The sequence below is a fragment of the Vibrio sp. V12_P9A6T4 genome (genome assembly GCF_963874835.1).
Classification (GTDB): Bacteria; Pseudomonadota; Gammaproteobacteria; order Enterobacterales; family Vibrionaceae; genus Vibrio; species Vibrio anguillarum.
Map to the genome: position 1 here is coordinate 68,802 of NZ_CAWNJO010000011.1, position 25,885 is coordinate 94,686.

General features: G+C 46.7%; 24 protein-coding genes. 12 read left to right on the plus strand and 12 right to left on the minus strand.

The genetic code is table 11. The features are described from left to right. Positions 1 to 22 precede the first annotated feature (22 nt). The gene (oxyR, locus tag AACQ42_RS00580; protein WP_026027425.1) at positions 23 to 913 is read right to left on the minus strand and encodes a DNA-binding transcriptional regulator OxyR; all 891 of its coding nucleotides are present in this window, start codon (positions 911 to 913) and stop codon (positions 23 to 25) included. A 146-nt stretch (positions 914 to 1,059) separates the two neighbouring features. Here oxyR and AACQ42_RS00585 point away from each other — a divergent pair, with 146 nt between their 5' ends. The 3 genes from AACQ42_RS00585 (at position 1,060) to AACQ42_RS00595 (ending at position 3,755) form a co-directional block, all read left to right on the plus strand. Further along, positions 1,060 to 1,788: a redoxin family protein gene (locus AACQ42_RS00585; protein ID WP_013855882.1), complete on the plus strand. Its 729-nt coding sequence runs from the start codon at positions 1,060 to 1,062 to the stop codon at positions 1,786 to 1,788. A gap of 113 nt (positions 1,789 to 1,901) precedes the next feature. Beyond that, positions 1,902 to 3,371: a dihydrolipoyl dehydrogenase gene (locus AACQ42_RS00590; protein WP_094165252.1), complete on the plus strand. Its 1,470-nt coding sequence runs from the start codon at positions 1,902 to 1,904 to the stop codon at positions 3,369 to 3,371. 129 nt (positions 3,372 to 3,500) lie between these two features. Beyond that, entirely contained in the window at positions 3,501 to 3,755 is a 255-nt protein-coding gene (locus tag AACQ42_RS00595) for a DUF3624 domain-containing protein (RefSeq protein WP_013855880.1), read from the plus strand. 193 nt (positions 3,756 to 3,948) lie between these two features. On the opposite strand, the gene argH is transcribed toward AACQ42_RS00595, so the two are convergent. From argH to argC, 4 genes are all read right to left on the minus strand, one after another. Continuing rightward, positions 3,949 to 5,823, minus strand: coding sequence for an argininosuccinate lyase (gene argH, locus AACQ42_RS00600; protein WP_094165240.1), 1,875 nt, complete (start codon positions 5,821 to 5,823; stop codon positions 3,949 to 3,951). Between the two features lie 129 nt (positions 5,824 to 5,952). Further along, positions 5,953 to 7,176 carry an argininosuccinate synthase gene (locus AACQ42_RS00605; RefSeq protein ID WP_017043213.1) on the minus strand — a complete coding sequence of 408 codons (1,224 nt, stop codon included), beginning with the start codon at positions 7,174 to 7,176 and terminating at the stop codon, positions 5,953 to 5,955. Between the two features lie 93 nt (positions 7,177 to 7,269). Next, positions 7,270 to 8,061: an acetylglutamate kinase gene (argB, locus tag AACQ42_RS00610; RefSeq protein ID WP_010317663.1), complete on the minus strand. Its 792-nt coding sequence runs from the start codon at positions 8,059 to 8,061 to the stop codon at positions 7,270 to 7,272. A 23-nt stretch (positions 8,062 to 8,084) separates the two neighbouring features. Then, entirely contained in the window at positions 8,085 to 9,086 is a 1,002-nt protein-coding gene (gene argC / locus AACQ42_RS00615) for an N-acetyl-gamma-glutamyl-phosphate reductase (protein WP_017049213.1), read from the minus strand. Positions 9,087 to 9,242: 156 nt separating this feature from the next. Between argC and argE the strand changes: the two genes are divergently transcribed. The 3 genes from argE to AACQ42_RS00630 all read left to right on the plus strand — a co-directional run bounded on the left by argE (position 9,243) and on the right by AACQ42_RS00630 (position 14,151). Further along, positions 9,243 to 10,379, plus strand: a complete 1,137-nt coding sequence (gene argE / locus AACQ42_RS00620) for an acetylornithine deacetylase (protein WP_094165242.1) — start codon at positions 9,243 to 9,245, stop codon at positions 10,377 to 10,379. Positions 10,380 to 10,611: 232 nt separating this feature from the next. Next, entirely contained in the window at positions 10,612 to 13,245 is a 2,634-nt protein-coding gene (ppc, locus tag AACQ42_RS00625; RefSeq protein WP_026027891.1) for a phosphoenolpyruvate carboxylase, read from the plus strand. Between the two features lie 366 nt (positions 13,246 to 13,611). Next, complete coding sequence (locus AACQ42_RS00630) at positions 13,612 to 14,151, plus strand: PadR family transcriptional regulator (RefSeq protein WP_010317655.1); 540 nt, start codon at positions 13,612 to 13,614, stop codon at positions 14,149 to 14,151. A 62-nt stretch (positions 14,152 to 14,213) separates the two neighbouring features. On the opposite strand, the gene cysE is transcribed toward AACQ42_RS00630, so the two are convergent. From cysE to epmA, 5 genes are all read right to left on the minus strand, one after another. After that, a complete protein-coding gene (gene cysE / locus AACQ42_RS00635; RefSeq protein ID WP_010317654.1) occupies positions 14,214 to 15,035 on the minus strand; it encodes a serine O-acetyltransferase in 822 nt (273 codons plus the stop codon). A gap of 86 nt (positions 15,036 to 15,121) precedes the next feature. Beyond that, positions 15,122 to 16,180 (minus strand): NAD(P)H-dependent glycerol-3-phosphate dehydrogenase, encoded by a 1,059-nt coding sequence (gene gpsA, locus AACQ42_RS00640; RefSeq protein ID WP_013855871.1) that lies wholly within the window; start codon positions 16,178 to 16,180, stop codon positions 15,122 to 15,124. A gap of 181 nt (positions 16,181 to 16,361) precedes the next feature. After that, a complete protein-coding gene (gene secB / locus AACQ42_RS00645; protein WP_013855870.1) occupies positions 16,362 to 16,829 on the minus strand; it encodes a protein-export chaperone SecB in 468 nt (155 codons plus the stop codon). 167 nt (positions 16,830 to 16,996) lie between these two features. After that, positions 16,997 to 17,431: a rhodanese-like domain-containing protein gene (locus AACQ42_RS00650; protein WP_010317649.1), complete on the minus strand. Its 435-nt coding sequence runs from the start codon at positions 17,429 to 17,431 to the stop codon at positions 16,997 to 16,999. A gap of 156 nt (positions 17,432 to 17,587) precedes the next feature. After that, on the minus strand, positions 17,588 to 18,562 hold the full coding sequence (gene epmA / locus AACQ42_RS00655; protein ID WP_094165244.1) for an elongation factor P--(R)-beta-lysine ligase: 975 nt from the start codon (positions 18,560 to 18,562) through the stop codon (positions 17,588 to 17,590). A gap of 244 nt (positions 18,563 to 18,806) precedes the next feature. Between epmA and frdA the strand changes: the two genes are divergently transcribed. From frdA to frdD, 4 genes are read left to right on the plus strand one after another with little or no spacing between them, the layout of a single operon-like run. Beyond that, positions 18,807 to 20,621, plus strand: coding sequence for a fumarate reductase (quinol) flavoprotein subunit (gene frdA / locus AACQ42_RS00660; protein WP_013855868.1), 1,815 nt, complete (start codon positions 18,807 to 18,809; stop codon positions 20,619 to 20,621). After that, complete coding sequence (locus tag AACQ42_RS00665; protein WP_013855867.1) at positions 20,621 to 21,379, plus strand: succinate dehydrogenase/fumarate reductase iron-sulfur subunit; 759 nt, start codon at positions 20,621 to 20,623, stop codon at positions 21,377 to 21,379. Before frdA ends, AACQ42_RS00665 begins: the two co-directional genes overlap by 1 nt. 2 nt (positions 21,380 to 21,381) lie before the next feature. After that, positions 21,382 to 21,765 (plus strand): fumarate reductase subunit FrdC, encoded by a 384-nt coding sequence (frdC, locus tag AACQ42_RS00670; RefSeq protein WP_094165246.1) that lies wholly within the window; start codon positions 21,382 to 21,384, stop codon positions 21,763 to 21,765. A 12-nt stretch (positions 21,766 to 21,777) separates the two neighbouring features. Further along, positions 21,778 to 22,155 (plus strand): fumarate reductase subunit FrdD, encoded by a 378-nt coding sequence (gene frdD / locus AACQ42_RS00675; RefSeq protein WP_010317640.1) that lies wholly within the window; start codon positions 21,778 to 21,780, stop codon positions 22,153 to 22,155. Between the two features lie 123 nt (positions 22,156 to 22,278). On the opposite strand, the gene efp is transcribed toward frdD, so the two are convergent. Beyond that, the gene (gene efp, locus AACQ42_RS00680; RefSeq protein ID WP_017043203.1) at positions 22,279 to 22,845 is read right to left on the minus strand and encodes an elongation factor P; all 567 of its coding nucleotides are present in this window, start codon (positions 22,843 to 22,845) and stop codon (positions 22,279 to 22,281) included. Positions 22,846 to 22,878: 33 nt separating this feature from the next. Between efp and epmB the strand changes: the two genes are divergently transcribed. Both epmB and AACQ42_RS00690 read left to right on the plus strand, forming a co-directional pair. After that, positions 22,879 to 23,901 (plus strand): EF-P beta-lysylation protein EpmB, encoded by a 1,023-nt coding sequence (gene epmB / locus AACQ42_RS00685; protein ID WP_094165248.1) that lies wholly within the window; start codon positions 22,879 to 22,881, stop codon positions 23,899 to 23,901. Between the two features lie 55 nt (positions 23,902 to 23,956). Beyond that, a complete protein-coding gene (locus AACQ42_RS00690) occupies positions 23,957 to 24,430 on the plus strand; it encodes an MgtC/SapB family protein (protein ID WP_013855863.1) in 474 nt (157 codons plus the stop codon). Between the two features lie 35 nt (positions 24,431 to 24,465). Here the strand turns inward: AACQ42_RS00690 and AACQ42_RS00695 are convergent, their stop codons facing one another. Beyond that, positions 24,466 to 25,791, minus strand: a complete 1,326-nt coding sequence (locus AACQ42_RS00695; RefSeq protein ID WP_094165250.1) for an IS4 family transposase — start codon at positions 25,789 to 25,791, stop codon at positions 24,466 to 24,468. Positions 25,792 to 25,885: the final 94 nt, after the last annotated feature.

Genomic DNA, 25,885 nt, shown 5'->3' on the forward strand with positions numbered 1-25,885 from the left:
AGGCTACATTTAGCCTCTTTTTTTATTTCTCATTTAGCTTTGTTTTGATTGCGTGAGCCAACTGCTCAAAACGCTGCCTCAATGGCGATCCCGGCCGATAAGCTAATACTAAGCGGCGTGAAGGCTGCGGGTTGACCGCTTTAAGGTAACAAACACCATCCTTCTCTTTGACATCTGGTAAAGAGAGCTCAGGTAACAGGGTAATTCCCCCACCCGCTGCGACCATATTACGCAGCGTCTCTAAGCTGGTCGCTTTAAAACGTTCGTCATCTTTTGCGCCTGCCGCAAAACAGAAGCCTAAGGCTTGATCGCGTAAGCAATGACCGTCACCTAAAGCCAATACCGTTCGCCCTTTCAAATCCAACATACTTACTTCACTTTTTGCAGCCCATTCATGCCCACTAGGCACGGCAATACTCAATGCTTCGTCATACAGATCAATCTCTTTAAAGTGAGCCGTTTCCGCAACGGAGGCCAGCACTAAACAATCGAGTTTTCCATCTTCTAACTGGCGCACAAGCTGTTGGGTTTGCGCTTCGTGTAAATAGAGCTCCAGTTCAGGAAATTGCTCTTTTAAAAAAGGCACAATACGCGGCAAAAGGTAAGGGCCTAAAGTGGGAATGAATCCAATATGGATAGGACCACTCATCGAGCCACCCTGGCCGCTGGCCATATCTCTGAAGGTTTTGATTTCACTTAAAATACGCTTGGCCTGATCGACCAATTGCAGGCCCGAATCGGTGAACAATACTCGGCGACTGCTGCGCTCTAATAATACTGTTCCCAGCTCATCCTCCAGTTTGCGGATCTGGCCACTGAGTGTTGGCTGGCTCACAAAACAAGCTTCTGCTGCTTTACGAAAATGTTTATGTTCAGCTAATGATACTAAGTACTCAAAATCACGAATGTTCATCTTCAATCTCAATAGAATCCACCTATCAAAACCATAGCATCAAACGATTGGAGCTATCAAAGGTTTTCTTCCATAATGGCTTCAACAAATGAGAGCAGCGGCTCTTAAAATCATAACCTAACTTAGAAAATCACAAGGAAAATAGAATGTTAGTATCTAAAGAAGGCCAAGCGGTACCACAAGTCACTTTCCCTACTCGTCAAGGTGATGCTTGGGTTAATCTCACAACAGATCAATTATTCAAAGGTAAAACCGTTATCGTATTTAGCTTGCCAGGTGCCTTCACCCCAACCTGTTCATCAAGCCACTTGCCGCGTTACAACGAACTGTACCCGGTGTTTAAAGAGCATGGCGTTGATGACATCCTATGTGTTTCGGTGAACGATACCTTTGTGATGAATGCTTGGAAAGCAGACCAAGAAGCAGAGAATATTACTTTCATTCCTGATGGCAATGGCGAATTTACTGACGGTATGGGTATGTTAGTTGATAAAAGCCAAATCGGTTTTGGCAAACGTTCATGGCGTTACAGCATGCTAGTCAAAGATGGCATCATCGAAAAAATGTTTATCGAAGCTGATGAACCGGGTGACCCGTTCAAAGTATCAGATGCTGACACCATGCTGAAATACATTGCACCTAACTATAAAACACAAGAATCGGTTACCGTATTTACTAAACCAGGTTGCCCATTCTGCACTAAAGCAAAACAACTCTTGATTGACCACGGTCTTCAATATGAAGAAGTGGTATTGGGTAAAGATGCAACCACAGTGAGCTTACGAGCTATCACAGGCCGTACCACCGTTCCGCAAGTTTTCGTTGGTGGTAAACACATCGGCGGCAGCGAAGAGCTAGAAGCTTACCTGGGCTAATCACGCCTGCCCTAGGAAAATCTTCCTAGGGCATCCTCCTCATTTAGACTCAATGACAGCATTATTAAATGTTGCCATCGACTATTCACATTCCAAATTTAGAGAAAGCGATGATGAAACAGTTAAACGTTGATGTAGCCATTATTGGTGGTGGGACCGCAGGACTCGGCGCTTATCGTGCAGCAAAAGCACATACGACTAGTGTCGTCATGATCGAAGGTGGCCCATACGGAACCACATGCGCTCGCGTCGGCTGCATGCCATCTAAGTTACTGATTGCGGCCGCTGAAAGCGTCCATCACATCCACAAAGCTCCTGCTTTTGGTGTTCATCCTCAAGGTGAAATTGTCATTAATGGACGTGAAGTGATGGCGCGGGTAAAACGTGAACGTGACCGCTTTGTCGGATTTGTGCTTGAAGGCGTTGAGGAGATCCCCGCTGAAGACAAAATCTCAGGCTACGCCCAATTTATCGACAACCACACCCTACAGGTCGACAACCATACACGAATCAGCGCCAAGCGGATCGTGATTGCTACCGGTTCTCGCCCAGCCTACCCCGCGGTATGGCATGAACTTGGCGATCGCTTAATCATTAATGATGACCTATTTGAGTGGGACGACTTACCCGAATCTGTTGCCGTATTTGGCCCGGGAGTTATTGGCTTAGAACTAGGCCAAGCCTTGCATCGTTTAGGGGTAAAAGTAAAGCTGTTCGGCATTGGTGGACAAGTTGGCCCATTAACCGACCCTGATGTGATGGCTTACGCTGATAAAACGTTTAAGGAAGAATTCTATTTAGACGCTGACGTTAAAGTGGAAAGCATGAAACGCATTGCTTCTCCAACAGGCCAAAACGACAAAGTTGAAATCCAATTCATCAACCGTGAAGGGCAGCTCGAGACATTTGTCGTTGACTATGTGTTGGCGGCAACCGGTCGTCGCCCGAACGTAGATAAATTGGCAATTGAAAATACCGATGTAGCCCTTGATGCGCGTGGCGTACCAGCGGCCGATCACTATACGCTGCAAACCTCTGTAGACAGTATTTTCATTGCTGGTGATGCAAGTAATCAACTGCCACTGCTTCATGAAGCGGCCGATCAAGGTCGTATTGCAGGGGATAACGCTGGCCGCTACCCAGATATTCGTGCCGGGCTTCGTCGTTCTTCTATCTCAGCGGTTTTTTCAGACCCACAAATTGCGATGGTCGGTGAATCCTACAAACAGCTAACCACTCGTTTGGGAAATTGTGGCTGTTTTGCTATCGGTACTGTGTCGTTTGAAAATCAAGGCCGTTCACGCGTCATGCTGCGCAATAAAGGGTTATTGCATGTGTATGGCGAACAAGGAACAGGGCGATTTTTAGGCGCTGAAATGATGGGGCCGAATGCAGAGCACTTGGCTCATTTGCTGGCGTGGGCACATCAAAATCAGATGACGATTTCACAGATGTTGGATATGCCTTTTTATCACCCCGTAATTGAAGAAGGCGTGCGCACCGCGCTGCGTGATCTAAACGCTAAACTGCATTTAGGTCCTGAGATGATAAAGCATTGCATGGACTGCGGTCCGGGCTGTTAATTTTCAACATCCATTCATGCGGTCGCCCTTGTGCGGCCGTTTTTTATACGCTTTAGTTTCAGCCGCGCCTTAGACTCACACCTTCGCGCACGTTATACTGCCGTTATTTTCTCTTTAATGAACGCGCTTATGCCTTGCAATAACTGCCAATCTTCGTGGTTTTGGAAAAAAATCGGCCGCTGCCAACGTTGTATGGATCAGCTCACTGTTTTGTCAGTTGGGTGCTGGCTTGTGTGGTGGTGGTTATGCAGGGAGAACCCTAAAACCATTGAATCGATCAGCTTGCTAATAGCGGGCTTTGCCTTTAACGGTTTGCTGTTTTTACATCTGTGGATGAAGTTTGTGGTACTCCCTTGGCGTAAGCGGCAAGGGCGCGACAAATAAAAAGCCAAAGAGCACAAAAGAAAAAGCCCCAGAACCAATAGTAGGTTTGGGGCCTTCTTAGATTCTTCTAAGAAAAAGCAGTGGTACATTTATAGACCACGCTTTTCTTAAATTGTTCCGTGATCATTCGATCTTTTTGAGATCTTTTTCCAAGGCCTCATTAACGGCAATAATCACGTTGGTAATCAACGTATTAAGCGACGCTGACTCGCTTGATGATCTGCTCAACCAAATTGATCTCAAGCGCCACTTCATCACAAGCGTGCTGCCGTGGGCATTGTTCACAATCTTTAAGCACTTTCTCTGGCAGTAAGCTTTTTGAGGTTGGAATAAAATCATGCTTCATGAAAAACTCTGGCGTTCGAGTCAGAACAAACACTTTCTTAATCGCCATTTGCCGCGCTTTATTCACCAAATACGAGACGATCGCTTTTCCTTGTCCTTGACCTTGCCAACCTGCTTCTACACCAAGCGAACGAATTTCAGCCAACCCAGAGTCATAGACATATAACGAGGCGCATCCCGTCACTTCACCATGGTGTTCCGCCACGGCAAATGAACCAATATCGCGCACCAACTCATTGCGTGAACGAGGCAGATTTTCTCCCATATTCGCCCAATAAGTGACCATACTTTCTAGCGTTTCAATATCCGTCAAACGGGCAGGACGAACTTTCACCGCCGTGGTGTCACGTTTGTCTAAACGCGCTTTAGCTTGATCAACCGCATAGGCCACTTGTTTTGGCGAAACGCCACCTAAAGCGCTGCGTTTTTCTAAGCAAGATTCAATGGTGAGGATCGCATAAACATCATCTTCAATGACCGACGAAAACTCTTTAAGCTCGGCAAGGGTCAGTTCTTCAAGCGCACACCCTTTCGCAATCGCGCCAACCACAGCTACGCCCACAATATGGTGCGCTTCACGGAAAGGGATCCCTTTGGCGACTAAATAATCAGCTAATTCGGTAGCATTGGCATAGCCTTGTTTGGCCGCTTCTAAAGTCCGTTCGGTTTTAATTTTGATGCCATCAAAGCAAAGCGCAGCCATTTCCATGCAGTCGTTCCAAGTATCCAGCGCGTCAAACAGCCCTTCTTTGTCTTCTTGCATATCTTTGTTATAAGCCAGTGGTAAGGCTTTGACCGTCATCATCATGCCCGCAAGCGAGCCATAAACACGGCCAGTTTTGCCACGGATCAGCTCTAATGCATCAGGGTTTTTCTTTTGCGGCATCAAGGATGAACCCGAAGTCACGGTGTCAGCCAGTTCGATAAAACCAGACTCACCCGAGTTGTAGAAGATCATATCTTCCGCCAAGCGCGATAAATGCAGCATCGAGATCGACGCCACCGACATCAATTCCATCACGTGATCTCGGTCGGATACTGAATCGAGCGAGTTACGCGTGGCACGGCGAAACCCTAAATGATGAGCAAGCTGTTCACGATCAATCGGATAGGCCGTACCTGCCAGCGCGCCGGAGCCAAGCGGACAAGTATCAAGGCGCTTAATCGCATCATTTAAACGAGAGTAATCACGCTCAAACATTTCAACATAGGCCAAACACCAATGCGCAAAGGTCACTGGTTGCGCACGTTGCAGGTGGGTATAACCGGGCAAAACCGTCGCTTGGTGCTGCTGAGCAACCGACACTAGTTTCGTTTGCAGGCGATCTAACCCCAACAGTAATTGCTGACCTTGCTGGCGGCACCACAATTTTAAATCGGTCGCGACTTGGTCATTACGAGAGCGCCCAGTGTGCAGCTTTTTTCCTAAATCACCCACTTTGCTGATCAACTGCTGCTCAACCCAAGAGTGAATATCTTCTGCATCAGAGCGTAAGATCTGCTCAGGATCTTCCATCACTTCCAGTTTGAGTTCGTTGAGCGCAAGTTCTAGTTTTTGCTGCTCCTCTTCGCCCAAAACATTCACTGACACCAACGCCTTTGACCATGCTATAGAGCCCACAATGTCTTGTTCAGCCAATCGGTAATCAAAGCGAAGTGAATCGTTGAACTCTTTGAACCTCGTGTCTGCTGCTTGGGTAAATCTACCGCCCCATAATGCCATTGCGTATCTCCTGCTCTTAGGTCGCGACTGAGCGTGACCACATCAAATTGCTCAATCATTTTTATAATAAAGATCGCTACTAGAGCGATCTTTTATTGTTATTTTTGTGTCTCTACCTTGGGTGTTAACCTAGGCTTTATTCTTTTTTGCTTCGTTCAATGCTCTGATCCGGCTTGCCAACGAATAGAGACGAATGAAGCCGCCCGCGTGGCTTTGGTCATACACAACATCTTCACCAAAGGTCGCAAACTCTTCCGAGTACAAGCTGTTTTCCGAACGTTTTTGCGTCACTGTCGCTTGCCCTTTGTAAAGCTTCACAACCACTTCACCATTAACATCCTGTGCCAGCTCATCGGCTGCGGCCATGATGGATTTACGCAGCGGAGTGAACCAACGGCCATCGTATACAAGATGCGACGCTTTGACACCCAGTTCTTCACGAAATTCGAATGAGGCTTTATCGAGAACTAACTGCTCAACAGCACGCAACGCTTCCATCATGATGGTGCCTCCCGGGGTTTCATAACAACCACGAGACTTCATACCAACCAAACGGTTTTCGACGATGTCGATACGACCAACGCCGTGTTTAGAGCCTTTCTCATTAAGGTAAACGAGTGCGTTGTAAGGCGTCATCAGTTCACCATCGACGCCAACGACTTCGCCTTTCGCGACCTGCAGTGTGACAAACTCTGGCTCATTTGGCGCTTGCTCTGGATCTACTGTCCATACCCAGCAATCCTCATTAGGGGCGTTCCAAGTACTCTCAAGCACGCCACCTTCGGTCGAAATGTGCCACGCGTTCGCATCACGCGAGTAAATTTTCGTCAATGAAGCGGCGCAAGGAATGTTACGCTCAGCAAGGAAATCAAGACACTCTTCACGACTCACGATGTCCCACTCACGCCAAGGGGCAATCACATGTAAATCAGGCGCTAGGGCTGCAAACGCACCTTCAAAACGCACTTGGTCATTACCTTTCCCCGTACAGCCGTGACACAGCGCATCAGCACCCACTTTACGCGCCACTTCAACTTGAGCTTTGGCAATGATTGGGCGAGCCATTGACGTCCCAAGCAGGTATTTACCTTCGTAATAAGCACCTGTTTTTAGTGTTGGGTAGATGTATTCAGCGACCATCTCTTCTTTAAGATCGACCACATAACACTCTGACGCGCCAGACGCTTTCGCTTTCTCTTCAATGCCGACCAATTCTTCTTCACCTTGGCCGACATCGGCAACAAAGGCAACCACTTCACAATCGTAGTTTTCTTTTAACCACGGAATGATTACCGAGGTATCTAGACCGCCAGAGTATGCGACAACGACTTTATTGACTTGAACCTTGCTCATCTTACTTTCTCCATTTCCCGGCGCTGCGCTTGGCGGTCAGTGCTCTGGGTGATTAATTACTTACAGCTGTTATCAACAACTGATTAAATACGTTTATTGAGGTAAAAATTGGGTCCCGATACTTTCGCCCGCAAACAATTTGCTGAGCTTATCTGGGTAACGCCATGTCGCCACTTCAATCGGGCGACCTAAATCATTTGCCGCTTCCAGCGCCGCTTTCACTTTGACAATCATGCCATCCGTGATCACTTTGCCTTTAATCAGCGCATTGGCCTGCTGCTCATTGAGGCTCGACAACAAATGGCCTTTGCCATCCAGCACGCCGCTCACATCGGAAAGCAGAACGAGTTCTGCGTCCAATGCGCCAGCCACTGCAACGGCTGCTTGATCGGCGTTGACATTCATCATTTGGCCATCAGCGGTCAGGCCAATCGAGCTGATAATAGGCAAACCACCAGCGGCTAAAATCGCTTGCACGATTTGTGAATCACCAGGAGAAGCCTTGCCCACTGCGCCGAGTTCTGGATCCAACTCTTCGACTTTGCATAACCCGCCATCAGCGAGCGATAAACCAACCGCATTTAAGCCATCTTTAATCGCTTGCCCTTGCAGCATTTTGTTGGCTGTTCCAGCCAGCGCGCCTGCAATCAGCGGAATTTGGTCATAAGGCGTGACACGCAAACCTTCTTTCTTCACGGTTTTTAGTTGTAATTTCGCCATCAGGTCATCGACGAGATAACCGCCCCCGTGCACGATGACAATTCGTCGCTGAGCTTGGGCTTGATACAGTGCGATTGCGCCAAACAGTTTGCTTAGCGTTTCAGAACAAGACAGCGCCGCGCCGCCTAACTTAATCACTAATGGATTTTGCTTTGTATCTGTCATATTTAACCCTTACGCTTGGTGCGTTACACCAAAGCCGTTAGCTCAGAAAAACCGTAATGAATATTTAAACACTGCATCGCTTGGCTCGATGCCCCCTTTAATAAATTATCGATCGCGGACACGACGATAATATGCTCACCTTGCACTCGCCAACCGAGGTCGCAAAATGGTGTAAATTCAACATCTTTGATGCTCGGCAAGGTTGATTTGAGCCGAACCGCTGGTTTGTTAGCGTACGCCTTCTCAAAAGCATGGCTGACTTGTTGCTCTGAAATACCTGATGCAAGCTTCATCGTCACGGTGGCCAAAATACCGCGTTTGAAATTCCCTAAGTGAGGCGTAAAAATCACATCACATCCTAAATGGGCGACGATTTCAGGTTGGTGGCGATGAGTAAACACGCCGTATGGCTGTAAACTCACTTCACAAAAACTGTTGGTTAATGTCGCTTTTCTGCCCGCGCCTGTGACACCGCTGGTGGCATTAATCACCGGCCATTGAGTTGTATCTAACAAACCCGCTTCAACCAAAGGCTTTATCGCAAGTTGCGATGCGGTTGGATAGCAACCCGCAACAGCGATCAATTGGCTCTGCTTAATTGCCTCACAATTCCATTCCGCCAGTCCATAAACCGCGTTTTCTAACCATTTAGGGTGTTGATGTTTAAAACCATAGTAATTTTGGTAAAAATCATCACCTTTGACGCGAAAAGCACCAGAAAGGTCGAAAACTTGACAATTTTGCGCAAGAAAAATAGGCGCGAGATCATGGCTCACCTCATGAGCCGTAGCTAAAAACACCACATCACATTGGCTTGCAACGCTCACCGGATCCATTAATGGTTGTACCTGCATGTCGACAATACCGGAGAGTTTGCCATGCAGCTCAGCCATTGGTTTTCCAGCATCTAGGCTATTGGCGGAAACGTATAAACCTGATAGCGTGAGTTGTGGGTGTTTTTGCACCATATACGCCAACTCAGCGCCGGTATAACCGCTAGCTCCGATAATTGTGGTTTTCAACATCTCGTGACATCCAATTTCAAGGTAAAAAAGACAATCTAAAAATGACTATAAATTTCAAAAAAAGATACTTAACTCGGTTTTTTATTCACACAAAGTGATTTAATATGTGTTTTACCTTCTCGCAATTACTCTGTCAATACTAGGAGCAAAGATAATATGCAATTACCCAGTTTTCTTGAGGTTTACCAAGGTCTGATTTCGACCTCTTCCATCAGCTCCACAGATGCTCGTTGGGACGAAGGTAACCAGGGTGTGATTGATAAATTGGCAAGCTGGTTTTCCAGCTTAGGTTTTACCGTCGAAACCATTGAAGTCGCGCCGGGAAAATACAATTTAGTGGCTAAGAAAGGCAGCGGTGAAGGTGGCCTACTGCTCGCGGGGCACAGTGATACCGTTCCGTTTGATGAAGGACGTTGGAATTTTGAACCGCACGCGTTAACGCAAGCCAATGATCGTTTCTATGGCTTAGGCACGGCAGACATGAAAGGCTTTTTTGCTTTTATCTACGAAGCGGTGAAAAAAGTCGATTGGAGTAAACAGAGTAAACCGCTGTATGTGTTGGCGACCTGTGATGAAGAAACCACCATGCTCGGCGCACGTCATTTCACTGAACATGCACCATTTCAACCGGATTACTGCATTATTGGTGAGCCGACTAGCCTTGTGCCCATCCGCGGCCATAAAGGCCACGTAGCCAACGCTATTCGAGTGACAGGAAAATCGGGCCACTCGTCTGATCCTGCTCTGGGCGTAAATGCCATCGAAATCATGCATGAAGTGCTGTTCGCGTTAATGCAACTGCGCGACAAATTGATCAAAGAGTACCATCACCCAGGCTTTGCCATTCCTCACCCCACTTTGAACCTCGGCCATATCCACGGTGGCGATAGTCCAAACCGCATTTGTGGCTGCTGCGAATTGCATTACGATGTGCGCCCGCTGCCCGGCATGAGTCTAGATGGGCTCGATAACTTGCTGCGCAATGCACTGAATGAAGTCAGTGCAAAATGGCCCGGTCGCATTGAGATTACCGCGCTGCATGATGCGATTCCGGGTTATGAATGTCAGCATGATCACCCCTTTATTGGCAACATTGAAGAGATTTGCAATACCGCTTCACAAACCGTGAATTACTGTACTGAAGCACCGTTCTTACAACAATTATGCCCAACACTAGTACTCGGCCCAGGTTCGATCGATCAAGCGCATCAACCGGATGAATTCCTAGCGTTTGAATTTATTGATCCAACCATCTCGATTTTGTCCAAAGCAATGTATAAATACTGCTTCTAGCCTACCAAGCTTACTCAAGCGATAAATGCCTGACCGGGTTTCTACGGTCGGGCATTTTTGTAATAAAATTTCAGTAATTTACGCCAATTATTCACCAAATGATCACGTTCAATAACATTCAGCAATAATCGTAAAAATAGTCGGCTTTATTTGACTCTACAGGGATCTTTTCGCTAGATTGTGTACTTAGCAAGGAACAATGGATGTAATTTTTTTACAAGGCAGGATGACAATGAACGAAAAATACGCTGCGCTCAAAAGTAACGTGAGCATGCTTGGCCGTTTGCTGGGCAACACCATTCAGGACGCCCATGGTGACGTTATCTTAGAGAAAGTGGAAACCATCCGAAAACTTTCAAAATCAGCCCGTAATGGCAATCAAGCCGACCGAGACAGCTTGGTTGAAGAGATCAAAAACCTTCCCAACGAACAGCTCACCCCAGTAGCGCGGGCATTCAACCAATTTCTTAACTTAACCAACATGGCCGAGCAGTACCACACCATTTCACGTCACTGTGAAGAACATGTGTGTGAGCCTGATGCGATTAATTTACTGTTTACTAAACTGAATCAAAATAAAATCAGTAAATTGGATGCTGCTCAAGCGGTACGCGATCTCAATATCGAGTTAGTGCTAACGGCTCACCCAACCGAAATTACACGCCGCACGATGATCAACAAGCTGGTGAAAATTAACGAGTGTCTCTCCAAGCTTGAACTCAGTGACCTTTCATTTAAAGAGCGCCAAAAAACCGAACGCCGTTTAGAACAGTTGATCGCGCAAAGCTGGCATTCAGATGTGATTCGTAAGCAGCGCCCTACGCCACTGGATGAAGCAAAATGGGGCTTTGCGGTGGTGGAAAATTCTCTATGGCAAGCCGTGCCTGATTTTCTTCGTGAATTTGATGAGCACCTCACCAACTACTTAGGTGAAGGACTACCAATTGATGCACGCCCTGTGCATTTCTCTTCGTGGATGGGCGGCGACCGTGATGGTAACCCCTTTGTGACTCATAAAATCACCCGTGAAGTAATGCTGCTTTCTCGCTGGAAAGCGGCCGATCTCTACCTAGGTGATATCAATGAGCTGGTCAGCGAATTGTCGATGACCAAATGCAGTGACGCGCTACGCGATTTGGCTGGCATAGATGAACACGAACCTTATCGCGCCATTCTCAAACGCCTGCGTGAACTGCTCAGCGAAACACTGGAAGTGTTGGATGCCAAGATCAATGGCCAACAACTGGCACGCAAAGCACCACTGCAAAATATCGCACAGTTGTGGGAACCGCTTTATGCCTGCTACCAATCTTTACATCAATGCGGCATGGGCGTCATTGCCGATGGCTCGCTGCTTGATACTCTGCGCCGGATTAAAGCGTTTGGTGTGCATCTTGTACGTTTGGACATTCGCCAAGAGAGCACTCGTCACTCTGATGTGATCTCCGAGCTCACCCGTTATTTAGGCATTGGTGATTATGACCAGTGGAGCGAGCAAGACAAAATTGCGTTTCTCACCAATGAGTTGAGCTCAAAACGTCCTTTGTTACCTCGTGACTGGCAGCCTTCAGAAGCGGTACAAGAGGTGATCGACACCTGTAAAATCGTTGCTTCTCAGCCTCGCGAAGCCTTTGGTGCTTATGTGATTTCGATGGCTCGTACCGCATCAGATGTACTTGCCGTACATCTATTGTTGCAAGAATGTGGTTGCCCTTACCGCATGGACGTTTGTCCACTGTTCGAAACTTTGGATGATTTAAACAACGCAGAAACGGTGATCCGCCAGCTAATGGGCATTGATCTCTATCGTGGCTTTATTCAAAACCACCAGATGGTGATGATTGGTTACTCTGATTCCGCTAAAGATGCAGGTGTAATGTCCGCCGGTTGGGCGCAATACAGCGCAATGGAAGCTTTGGTTAATGTCAGTGAAGAGGCCGGAATTGAACTGACACTATTCCATGGACGTGGCGGCACCATTGGTCGCGGGGGCGCTCCAGCACATGCGGCACTGCTTTCACAACCACCCAAAAGCTTAAAAGGTGGCTTGCGTGTGACGGAGCAAGGCGAAATGATCCGCTTTAAACTTGGTCTACCAGAAGTAGCGGTCAATAGTTTTACGATGTACGCCAGCGCCATTTTAGAAGCAAACCTGCTGCCACCACCAGAGCCAAAACAAGATTGGCGCGACTTAATGGAGGTATTGTCTGAAGTCTCTTGCGAAGCGTATCGCCATATTGTTCGCGGCGAGCCGGACTTTGTCCCGTACTTCCGCCAAGCAACGCCAGAGCTAGAGCTGGGTAAATTACCGCTCGGTTCACGTCCGGCTAAACGCAACCCTAATGGTGGGGTCGAAAGCTTACGTGCAATCCCGTGGATCTTCTCTTGGAGCCAAAACCGCCTCGTGCTACCAGCCTGGCTAGGTGCGGGAGAAGCAATTCAGTTTTCTATCGATAAAGGACACCAAGCACTGCTGGAAGAGATGTGCCGTGAATGGCCATTTTTCTCAACGCGTTTGGGCATGCTAGAGATGGTTTACTCCAAGTGCAACATTGAAATCTCACGCTATTACGATGAACGCCTAGTCGATGAATCGTTACGCCCGCTCGGTGAGCGTTTGCGTTCTCAATTACAGAAAGACATCAAAGCGGTGTTAAATGTAGAAAACAATGAGAACTTGATGCAAAGCGATCCTTGGGGTCAAGAGTCAATCCGTTTGCGCAATATCTATGTTGAGCCATTAAATATGCTGCAAGCAGAGCTGTTGTACCGCACTCGCCAAACCGAAACCGCACCAGCAGAGTTAGAAGAAGCCTTAATGGTGACTATCGCGGGTATTGCAGCAGGAATGCGTAACACAGGCTAAGTAACAGCATTTTGTTTCACAAACTAGCTAAAAGGCCGCCTCTGTGCGGCTTTTTATTTTAAATCACAAAAATTATTGAGCATATTATCAGTTTTTTAAGCTAAACTAACAAAGTATTCTACTTTATGCTTATTATTTAGATATACTACTGCTCCTCTGCGGTAGCATACAAACATAACAAATCGCAGGTCGATATGCGTCACGCATATAATCCTAGGTGATAAACGGCTTTTTAAGGTGACACAACCCACTCCGTCAATAGAACGGTGGGTGTTGCTTACACTCATTCATGATTGATGCCATCAGAAGCACAACACGAGTTTGAGCAAGTTGTTTTTGAGTTTATTAACCATTTGGATTAAAGACATGTCATTACCACACGTTATCCTCACTGTTTTGAGCACTCGCGATGCCACAGGGTACGACATCACAAAAGAGTTCTCTTCGAGCATTGGCTATTTTTGGAAAGCCAGCCACCAACAAGTTTACCGCGAACTGAATAAAATGGGTCAACAAGGCCTAGTCACTTGTGTATTAGAACCGCAAGATGGCAAGCCAGATCGTAAAGTTTACTCCATCACCGATGCAGGTCGCAGCGCTTTAGGTGAATGGTTTGACCAACCTACAGCTCACCCAACCGTACGTGATGAATTTAGCGCTAAATTGATCGCTTGCGCGGTACAACCAGCAACACCTTACCGAATTCAACTGGGTGAATTGGTTGAAGAATCGAAAAAACTGGTTGCTCACTACAAAGAGATTGAGTCTGCGTACTATGCAACACCAGCTACTCTCGATAAGCTACAGCGCCTTGAGCGTCTAACACTACGCCGCAACCTACTGGTTCGCCAAGCGTGGGTTGATTGGGCTGAAGAAGTGCTTGCTGAACTCGATGCAATGGCTTAATGCCAACCATAAAAAAGGGTGATGCTCTGTGAGCATCACCCTTTTTGTTTTCCGCGACCAAATCAAATACCATCACCGGCAATGAAACTTTGAGAGCGGCCATTAAATTGTTGGTCCATATCTAACGAAGGCTTGTCGGTTTGCGGACGACCGACAATTTTGGCTGGCACTCCAGCGACGGTAGTGTGCGGAGGCACCGCTTGCAATACCACCGAACAAGAACCAATTTTCGCCCCTTCGCCCACTTCAATATTACCGAGAATTTTGGCACCCGCGCCAATCATCACGCCTTCACGAATTTTCGGGTGGCGATCGCCGCACTCTTTACCCGTTCCGCCTAGCGTTACATCTTGCAAAATCGAGACATCATTCTCCACCACCGCGGTTTCACCGATCACAATACCTGTGGCATGGTCAAGCATGATGCCGCGGCCAATACGTGCAGCAGGATGGATGTCCACTTGGCAAGCTACCGAAATTTGGTTTTGAAAATAGGTAGCCAACGCTACTCGACCTTGCTTCCATAACCAGTTCGCGACGCGATAGCCTTGTAAGGCATGGTAGCCCTTGAGATAAAGTAGAGGCATTGAAAACATAGATACCGCGGGGTCGCGATTGACAGTCGCGCAGATGTCACACGCCGCCGCTTCCATAATGCTGGGGTCTGCGGCAAATGCCTCTTCGACCACTTCACGCACCGCCATCGCAGGCATTGAGGCCGTATTCAGCTTATTGGCAAGAATGTAGCTCAAGGCCGAGCTTAAACTATCATGCTTAATAATAGTGGCATGATAAAAACTGGCCAGCATCGGTTCTTGTTCTGACTGCTCGCGCGCCTCTTTGACTATGGCTTGCCACACTTTGAGTTTTTCGCAATGTTTCATCGTTGGTTGATCACCCTTCCTCATCCAATCTCTAGAGCGTCAATGTAGATTGCTAATAGGCTTTGTGCCTAATCATGAGCAATGAATTAGCGTTCTGCTTTTTTATCACGAGCCAGCAAATCTTGTGCTGCAACACGCGCATCTTTTCCTTGATACAGCACTTGATAGATTTGATCAACTATTGGCATTTCAACCTCCATGCGCGCCGCTAATAACCACACCTCTTTGGTGTTGCGATAACCTTCAACCACTTGGCCAATTTCTTGCTGCGCCGTATCCACATCTTTTCCTTGCCCCAACGCCAAACCAAAGCGACGGTTACGTGATTGGTTATCGGTACAAGTGAGCACTAAGTCACCCAATCCAGCCATCCCCATAAAAGTTTCTGGCTGAGCACCTAACGCCGCACCTAAACGGCACATTTCGGCCAGACCGCGCGTAATCAATGCAGTACGCGCATTCGCGCCAAAGCCAATCCCATCGGACATGCCAGCGCCAATTGCAATCACGTTTTTCACCGCACCACCTAGCTGCATGCCAATAAAATCACTATTGGCGTAAACGCGGAAAGTTTTGCTGCAGTGAATTTTGCCTTGCAGATCTTCGACAAACTGCGCGTCAGGCGAAGCAACAGAAATTGCGGTAGGCATTCCCATCGCCAACTCTTTAGCAAAAGTCGGCCCAGATAACACTGCCAATGAATAGCGCTCGCCAATGGTGTCATAGGCCACATCCATCAGTAACCGGCCCGTTTCAGGTTCAAGCCCTTTGGTTGCCCAACAAATACGGGAATCATCACGTAAGTGAGGCTTTAAACTCTTCATAACAAGACCAAATACGTGGCTCGGAACTACAACCAACAAATCGCGGCTCGCTTGTACCGCTTTTTTCAAATCGGTTTCCACAATCAGCGAATCGGGAAAATCAATACCGGGTAAAAATTCTTGGTTAGCACGATCAGCGTCAAGACGAGCCATATGCTTAGCATCGTGCCCCCAAAGGACAACATTAGCACCGTTACGTGCTAAAGAAATCGCCAGAGATGTGCCGTAAGAACCCGCACCAACTACTGTCATGGTGATCGCTTTACCGTAAATACTGTTAGGATCTGTCATTGTTTCGTCCATTGCTATTCGTGTTGTCATGTTATACCTAAATTCCTTCCGATACAGCTTTCAATACGGAGTAGCAAGGAACGGAGGTATTGGCATTCGAAATAAACAAAAAATGCACAACGCACCATCATTATCTGGGATGCTTTGTGCATTTTTTATCATCAAAGTCTGACGTGGAACGCCAACGTTAATGATCTCACGTCATTAACGATTAAGCTTCTGCTTGCTCGCCTTGAGTCGCTTGTTGTTGTAGGTAGTTCATAAACAATGCATCAAAGTTCACTGGTGCAAGGTTAAGTTGTGGGAATGTCCCTTTAACAACTAAACTAGAAATCGTTTCACGTGCATATGGGAACAGAATGTTCGGGCAGAATGCACCTAAACAATGAGCAAGTTGACCCGCTTCCATTTTTTCAGCAGTAAAAATACCACCTTGTTGCACTTCGCATAAGAACGCGATTTCTTCCGCGTTTTTCACTGTCACCGTTAGGCGTAATACGACTTCATACACACCTTCACCCAGATCACGACTTTGAGTGTCAAGATCCAACTTCACATCTGGATTCCACTCTTTTTGGAACATAACAGGTGAGTTTGGCGCTTCAAAAGAGACATCTTTTAGAAAGATACGTTGAATTGCGAAATTTTGTTGTGCTGTTTGTTGTGCGGCTTCAGCCATGATTAAATCCTTAAATACTTACAAATTCAGTGTTGCGTTTAGACTAACCGAGCTGATTTCGAATGACTAGATGAGCTCACGATTACGTGGAAAACATCACAACTCTTAGCATCAAATGCTGGCTTTTCAGCCAGCACACTCAGTTCAAGATAACCGCGATCAGTGAATTATTTATTGCCACGAACCAATGGCAAGTTCGCTTCATTCCAAGCTACAAGACCATTTTTCAGTAAATTCACATTCTCAAACCCAGCTTTAGCAAGCAGGTTGGCACTCTCTTGCGCGGTTTGACCCGTTTTACATACCACAATGATTGGGTCAGACTTGTGCTTTTCAAGGCTAGCCAAGTTACCGGATTTAATATCTGACGGTAAAATGTGAACCGCATCGGTAATATGGCCTTTTTTAAATTCATCTTTCGTGCGGATATCGACAACTACACCGTTTTCACGATTCATTAAAAGCGTCGTTTGTGAAGCGGTGATCTCTTTATAGGCTGCCGTGGTTGATTTCACGATGCTCATGATTAAGGCGACGAGAATACCTACCCATGCCAAAGATAGAATCATATTGTGTTGGAAAAATTCGATGTACTCTTGCATATTCTGTGCTCTTGCAATGTGGGCTTAAAATCAGACAAGGAGTATAACGAGGTTGTCAGCCAGACGCGAGGGCTTACATTGCATAATAAGAAACTGTTGCCGTTTTTCAGCGCGCTCATCGCACTACAAGCGCGCAATCCACATCAGCTTAAAAGCTTAAGCTATCGGAAAAGGAAAAGCCGTCACGTTATCAATATGATCTTGGCCTAACGCCAGCATAATCAAGCGATCAATACCAAGCGCCACTCCTGAACATTCAGGTAAGCCAGCCTCTAACGCCGCTATCAAGTGGTAGTCAATCGGCTGTTCGACCAGCCCCATCGTTTTACGCTTTTGGTTATCCGCTTCAAAACGAGCCAGTTGCTCTTGTGGGTTGTCCAGCTCATGAAAACCATTCGCAAGTTCAATCCCTTTGAAATAGACCTCAAAGCGATCCGCAACACGATGATCTTGCGGGTTAATCTTAGCTAGTGCCGCTTGTGATGCAGGAAAATCGTAAACAAAAACGGGTACCTGTTGACCAATTTCCGCCTCAACACCGACACTAAATAGCAGTTGCAGTAAGGTATCTCTATCCTCTTCTGGCTCAGCAATGTCACTTAGACCTAATCGGCTCGCAGCCGATTTTAACTCGCCCATTGAGCCTTCTAACGGACAAACCCCAAGTACCTGCAAAAATGCTTGTTGGTAGCTCATCTTCTGCGCCGCTCCACACTGCAAAATAAGTTGCAGCAATTGATCCATCTCATCCATTAAATCATGGTGGGTAAAACCAACCCGATACCACTCTAACATCGTAAATTCAGGGTTGTGATAGCGGCCATTTTCCTCGTTGCGAAACGCTTTATTGATCTGATAAATCGAACCACTCCCCGCCGCCAAAAGTCGTTTCATATGAAACTCCGGGCTGGTCATTAAATAAAGTTGACGGCCATCAGCATACCCTGGGCCAACAAATTGGGTTTGGAAGGTTTGCAAATGAATGTCGGTTACCGTGGCATGGCTCATGGCTGGTGTATCGACTTCCAATACATCTCGTAGTTCAAAGAAATGGCGGATCTGCTTGAGTAACTGAGCACGCTGTTTGAGTTGTGATATTGATGCGGTTGGCATCCAGTTTTTTCTATTCATGTTCTGGCACACATAAGTTTGGATGATATGAATTTTACTGACTTAAAGCGCAATTCCAAATTCTAACGTGATTATTATCACACAAAGAAAAATAAGTATGCTCGCGCTTGCACTTCCGAAGCAAAAACCTAACAGAATCAATTTTTTCCTTACACAGCTCTTCTACACTACCCGTACCACTTAAGGCTTACGAACCTTTAACTATAACAAGCGGATTTTCCGCATCACACACCGGAGGATAACTGTGCAAATTATCACCACAGATATCGCAGTCATCGGCGCAGGCGGCGCTGGTCTTCGCACTGCAATTGCAGCCGCTGAAGCAAACCCTGATTTAGAAGTTGCTCTGATTTCTAAAGTTTATCCTATGCGATCTCATACGGTTGCAGCGGAAGGAGGCTCAGCAGCAGTTATCAAGGAAGAAGATAGCCTTGACAACCACTTCAACGATACCGTTGGTGGTGGAGATTGGCTATGTGAACAGGATGTTGTTGAATATTTTGTGGCCAACTCGACCCGCGAGATGGTGCAAATGGAACAGTGGGGTTGCCCATGGAGCCGTAAAGAAAATGGCGAAGTCAACGTACGCCGTTTTGGTGGCATGAAAGTCGAGCGTACTTGGTTTGCGGCTGACAAAACAGGCTTCCACATGCTGCACACCCTCTTCCAAACTTCAATGAAGTACCCACAAATCAATCGATTTGATGAGTATTTCGTGGTGGATCTACTTGTTGAAGATGGCGAAGTTCAAGGGCTTATCGCGATTCATATGTCCGAAGGTGAGCTAGTAACCATCAAAGCAAAATCTGTGGTATTAGCCACTGGTGGCGCGGGCCGTGTGTACCACTGTAACACCAACGGCGGCATTGTAACTGGCGATGGTATGGCGATGGCTTATCGTCATGGCGTCCCTCTACGCGATATGGAGTTCGTGCAATACCACCCAACTGGCCTACCTGGCACAGGTATTTTGATGACGGAAGGCTGCCGCGGTGAAGGTGGTATCATCGTCAATAAAAATGGCTATCGTTATCTGCAAGATTACGGTATGGGCCCAGAAACTCCGGTGGGTCAGCCTAAAAATAAATACATGGAACTCGGTCCTCGCGACAAAGTTTCTCAAGCTTTCTGGCATGAACAACAGAAAGGCAACACCATCAAACATCCGCTTGGTGATGTTGTGCTGCTTGATCTTCGCCACCTCGGTGAAGAGTACTTACAAGAGCGTTTGCCGTTTATCTGCGAATTGGCGAAAGCTTACGTCAACGTTGATCCAGCAAAAGAGCCGATCCCAATTCGCCCAACCGTACACTACACCATGGGTGGTATCGAAACGGATGGACAATGTGAAACGCGCATCAAAGGTCTGTTTGCTGTCGGCGAATGTGCCTCGGTTGGCTTGCATGGTGCAAACCGTTTGGGTTCTAACTCATTAGCTGAATTTGTGGTCTTTGGCCGCGTTGCGGGTGAAAGTGCAGTGAAACGCGCAGCGGAATTCAAAGGTTGGAACGATGAATCTATCGCCAAACAAGTCAAAGCCGTAGAAGAGCGTATTGCAGCGTTAATGAACCAAGAAGGTGATGAAAACTGGGCCACCATTCGCACTGAGATGGGTCACACCATGGAAGCGGGTTGTGGTATCTACCGCCAAGAAGATTTAATGCAAGCGACGATTGATAAAATCACCGAGTTAAAAGCACGCTACAAGAACATTAGCATTAAAGATAAAGGCAAAGTGTTCAACACCGACCTTCTGTACGCTATCGAAGTCGGTTATGGCCTTGAAGTGGCTGAAGCTATGGTTCACTCAGCTATCTTGCGTAAAGAATCTCGCGGTGCGCATCAGCGTTTAGACGAAGGTTGTACTGAGCGTGATGATGTGAACTACCTCAAGCACTCTTTAGCTTTCTATCAACCTGATGCCGCTCCAAGTATCGACTACAGCGCGGTTAAGATCACGAAATCTCAGCCGAAAGCTCGTCTCTATGGTGAAGCGGCAGAACAGGCTGCCGCTGCGGAAAAAGCGGCAGAAGAGAAAAGCGCAGAGGAGCAAAAATAATGTCAGCAAATCGCATTCAAAAAGTAGACATTTTGCGCTACGACCCAGAAAAAGATGCTAAGCCACACCTGCAAGCGTTTGAAGTTCCTTTTGATGACACCATGTCAGTGCTCGACGCAATTGGCTACATCAAAGATAACCTCGATAAGGATCTCTCTTATCGCTGGTCTTGCCGTATGGCGATCTGCGGTTCATGTGGTGTGATGGTCAATGGCGTACCTAAATTGGCTTGTAAAAGCTTCCTGCGCGATTACCCCAATGGCGTGAAGATTGAACCTTTAGCCAACTTCCCAATTGAAAAAGATTTGATCGTGGATATGACTTCGTTTATCGAGCGTCTTGAAGCCATTAAACCCTACATCATTGGCAACGATCGCAAACCTGAAGATGGCACCAACTTACAAACGCCAGAGCAAATGGCCAAATACAAACAATTTGCTGGTTGTATTAACTGCGGTCTTTGCTACGCGGCCTGCCCTCAGTTCGGTTTGAACCCTGAGTTTATTGGCCCCGCAGCATTAACCCTTGCTCACCGCTACAACTTAGATAGCCGTGACCATGGTAAAGCCGAGCGTATGAAGCTTATCAATGGTGATAACGGTGCTTGGGGTTGTACCTTTGTTGGTTACTGCTCTGAAGTGTGTCCAAAACACGTTGACCCAGCGGCAGCCGTCAACCAAGGCAAAGTTGAATCTTCAATGGACTTCGTGATTGCCATGCTAAAACCTGACGGTTCACCAAAGAAAGTGGAGGGATAAGGATGAGTAACCGTAAACCTTACGTTCGTGAAATGACACGTACTTGGTGGAAAGATCACCCATTCTACCGCTTCTACATGTTGCGTGAAGCCACGGTACTGCCACTGATATTCTTTACCTTATTCCTTACCTTTGGCTTGGGCTGCTTGGTTAAAGGCCCTGAAGCATGGGAAGGCTGGCTAAGATTTATGGCAAACCCAATTGTGGTCGCAATCAATATTGTCGCGTTAGCGGGGAGTTTGCTGCATGCACAAACCTTCTTTAGCATGATGCCGCAAGTGATGCCAATCCGCTTGAAAGGTAAGCTAATCGACAAGAAAATCATCGTCTTAACTCAGTGGGCAGCGGTTGCGTTTATCTCACTGATTGTTCTCATCGTGGTGTAGGAGCTTATAGTCATGAACAACAATTATAAGGTAAATCGCACGCCAAAACGTTCTGATGAACCTATCTGGTGGGGGCTGTTTGGTGCCGGTGGAACATGGTTTGCGATGATTACCCCGATCACCATTCTCGTGTTGGGTATTTTAGCACCATTAGGCATTATCGATGCTGAAGCAATGAGTTATGAACGCGTTTCAAGTTTTGCAACTAGCATCATCGGCGCGCTGTTCATCATTGGCACATTAGCCTTACCGATGTGGCATGCCATGCACCGTGTCCACCATGGTATGCATGACCTAAAATTCCACACAGGTTTAGTGGGTAAAATCGCCTGTTATGCGTTTGCAGGGCTGATTTCCGCACTCGCTGTCGTTTTTATCTTTATGATTTAAAGACAGAAACGTGATGACATCAAAGAGCTGCCTCGGCAGCTCTTTTTATTACGGCACTCACTCAGCTTTGGAGCAATAAAAAAGGCCGCTTACCGAGCGACCTTCTTACTTACTTTGAGGTGATTATTTGACTCGACCTACGTATTCGCCAGAGCGGGTATCCACTTTGATCACTTCACCGATAGAGATGAACAGTGGCACACGTACCACAGCACCTGTGACCAACGTAGCGGGTTTACCACCCGTACCTTGCGTATCGCCTTTCAAGCCTGGATCAGTTTCAGCCACTTCAAGTTCAACAAAGTTTGGTGGCGTTACCGCAATTGGGTTGCCGTTCCAAAGCGTCAACATGCAAGTGTTGTTTTCCACTAGCCATTTTGCGCTTTCACCCACCGCTTTATTATCCGCCGCAATTTGCTCGAATGTTTCATTATTCATAAAGTGGTAGAATTCGCCGTCGTTATAGAGATAATCAAGGTCGATATCCATTACGTCAGCCGTTTCTACTGAATCACCTGACTTAAATGTTTTTTCCAACACTTTGCCAGAAAGAAGTTTACGGATTTTGACACGGTTGAAGGCTTGGCCTTTACCTGGTTTCACATATTCATTTTCGAGAATGACACAAGGCTCATTATCAAGCATAATTTTGAGACCGCCTTTAAATTCATTCGTGCTAACAGTAGCCATTTTTTCCTCTTACCATTCTTCGAGTTAAATTCAATGCCGCATATAATAACCCGAAAACTTGATTCTGTTGAGCAAAACTGGCTTCAACAATTAACGAATGCGATCTCAAACCCTGCCGAGCTTCTCCAGCAGTTAGAGATTGATCCTGCCCTTTGGCAAAACGGGTTTGCCGCACGCAAACTCTTCGCACTACGGGTGCCACAAAGTTTTGTCGATCGCATGGAGAAAGGAAACCCTTACGATCCCCTGTTGCGTCAAGTTTTGCCACTCAATGAAGAGTTTGAATGGCATGATGGGTACTCAAATGACCCGCTTGATGAGCAAAACAATGCCATTCCGGGATTGCTGCATAAATACCGCAACCGAGTGCTAATGATAGTCAAAGGTGGTTGTGCGATTAACTGCCGTTATTGCTTTCGTCGTCATTTTCCCTACCAAGAGAATAAAGGCTCAAAGCAGGTGTGGCAGCAAAGCGTCGACTATATTGCCGCGCATCCCGAGCTCAATGAGGTCATTTTATCGGGCGGTGATCCGTTAATGGCGAAAGATGAAGAACTGCGTTGGCTCATCGATGCAATCAGCAGCGTGCCTCATATTAAACGATTGCGTATTCACTCGCGCTTGCCCGTGGTGATCCCCGCTCGAATCACCGATGCATTGTGTGATCTGCTGGGTGACACTCGCTTACAAGTCATTTTGGTGACGCACATTAACCATGCCAATGAAATCAATCTAGAATTCAAACAGCAGATGAGTCGTCTGCGCGCCATCAATGTTACCTTACTCAACCAAGGTGTATTGTTAAAAGGTGTCAATGATAGCGTTGACGCGCAAGTCGCGCTCAGCGAAACGTTATTTGATGCAGGAATTTTGCCTTACTACTTGCATGTGCTGGATAAAGTGCAAGGCGCAGCGCACTTTTTTGTTAGTGATCAAAAAGCAAAAGAAATAATGGCAGGTGTCATTGAGCGAGTCTCGGGCTATCTTGTTGCTAAGCTAACTCGAGAAATCGGTGGCAGAGCCAGTAAAACGCCACTCGATCTGCATCTTGAGTAATTACAGACGGTGCCAATCAACGAACTCTTACCTTCATACTTTTGGGAAAACCATCATGCAATCTCTCGGACAATTTCTTGATCTTAGTCCATTCAGTTGGTCTGCATTATTGTGCTGTGCTATCAATGGGTTACTGATTGGCGTTGAACGCCAAACCCGCGGTAAACCTGTGGGCATTCGCACATCAATATTAATCATCTCAGGGACTTATCTCTTTCTAGCGATGGCCGTATCACTGTCCCCTAACACCTTAGACCAAGCTCGCGTGCTTGGACAAATTATTACTGGGGTTGGTTTTTTAGGCGCAGGCGTGATGATGACTCAAGATGGGAAAATCCATGGCGTCACCTCAGCCGCTGTTATTTGGGTACTGGCATCACTGGGATTGATGATCGGTCTTGGTTACTTACAGCAATCCATCATTATCACGGTATTGGCATTGTGTGTGTTGTATGGCGTGGATAAGGTAGAAAATAGCTTTCAAAGTTTGCGCCGTGGTGTTCATCAACGCTTTCGTCGTCGTACATAAGATGAAAAAAGAGCAGCTTGATGCTGTAATGCCGTTCACTTAAGGTGAGCGGCATTGTATTTTCTAGGGTATCGGCTTGGCTTTTTCTTCACGACTCTAGGGAAGGCTCTTTCTCGCCTTGGCTCAAGTATTAAGCTCCCACTCATTGCATAGAAGTTTTGGAGTTGCCTCGGTATGGCTCCCGGTGACGAGTAGGGAAGCCCCACTATTAGGCGCATGATGTGGGCTAACGCTCCATTGAAGCTAAGTTGGTATGGCAAGTAGTCTCCATTCAACGTATTACACATCTGCACCATTTGATATCTGACTAAGTTGTATGTCAGTAGTATTCCCCAGAGCTCTTGTCTCACGAGCTCTGGGAGTCGGCTTCGCAGTGTAAGGCGGTTACCCAGCATGTATTGTTTTTGCTCTCGGTACCCCAGTTCAATTTCCCAACGGTATTCATATAAACCGACTATATCTGATTTGGGATAAAGCATAGGGTCAACCATTGAGGTGAGAACATCGTATTGCTTCCCCTCTTTGACTCTCGTGATTAAACGTACCACAACCTCTTTTTCTAGCTCTGGCCATTTCTTACGCGCTTGCGGATTACTCTTCAGTTTTATCAGTTTATCTTGTCGGCCAAAAGACTGAACGACTTCATAAATCAGCCCTTTTTTCATCGGGATAAGCCAATGGCGATTGATGCCGTGCGAGCTCCATGCTTGAAGTAAACCTAGGGAGTAAAAGCCTTTGTCAAAGAGCGTTAAGCTGTTATCGGGGGTCGTTTCGATAAGCTGCTCTGCCAGCTTCATTTCATTGACGGTATAAGAGTCAAAAGCACTGCCTGTGATTAAATGACTGCTCAGCTCCATCTGACAGACCATGCGCACCTGTGGATACTGTGTTTCTTTACCATCCCGATTAGTGGGCTTAGCAAACGCTTCAGCGTTATCTTTTGAGTCTTCTGTTCGCCATAAAACCCCATCAACACCCAGTAACGTAAGTCCGTTCCAGTTTGGTAAGTTAGCCTGTTTGAACCAATGACTTTGCGTACACTCAAAGAGCGCTTTAGCCGCTGATTCACCAAGATTTTTTCTTCGCTGTGTTAATGCACTTGGAGCAACAAATGGCTTACCTGTACGGTCAACAATATCGAGCATGTTTACAATGTCAGCCATGGATTTATCGTTATAGATAGCCATGCCAACCAGTAACCATGCCATCGACTCTAAAGTGAGCTTTCGTTTTCTTAGAGTAACGGTATCAGTAAGCTCATAAGCACGATTGATGAGCCCAATGGGCAAGAGGTCTGCGAGTGTTTCAACTTGATTGGGTTTATAACTGTTGATGATATCGAGGGCTTGAGAAACGTGCATAAAAAAATCCGATAAACAGGGTCTATCGGATTTTTACATAAAGGTAGGATCATTCAACTGATCTGCCGATTAAAGTCTTAACTGATCGGCATTA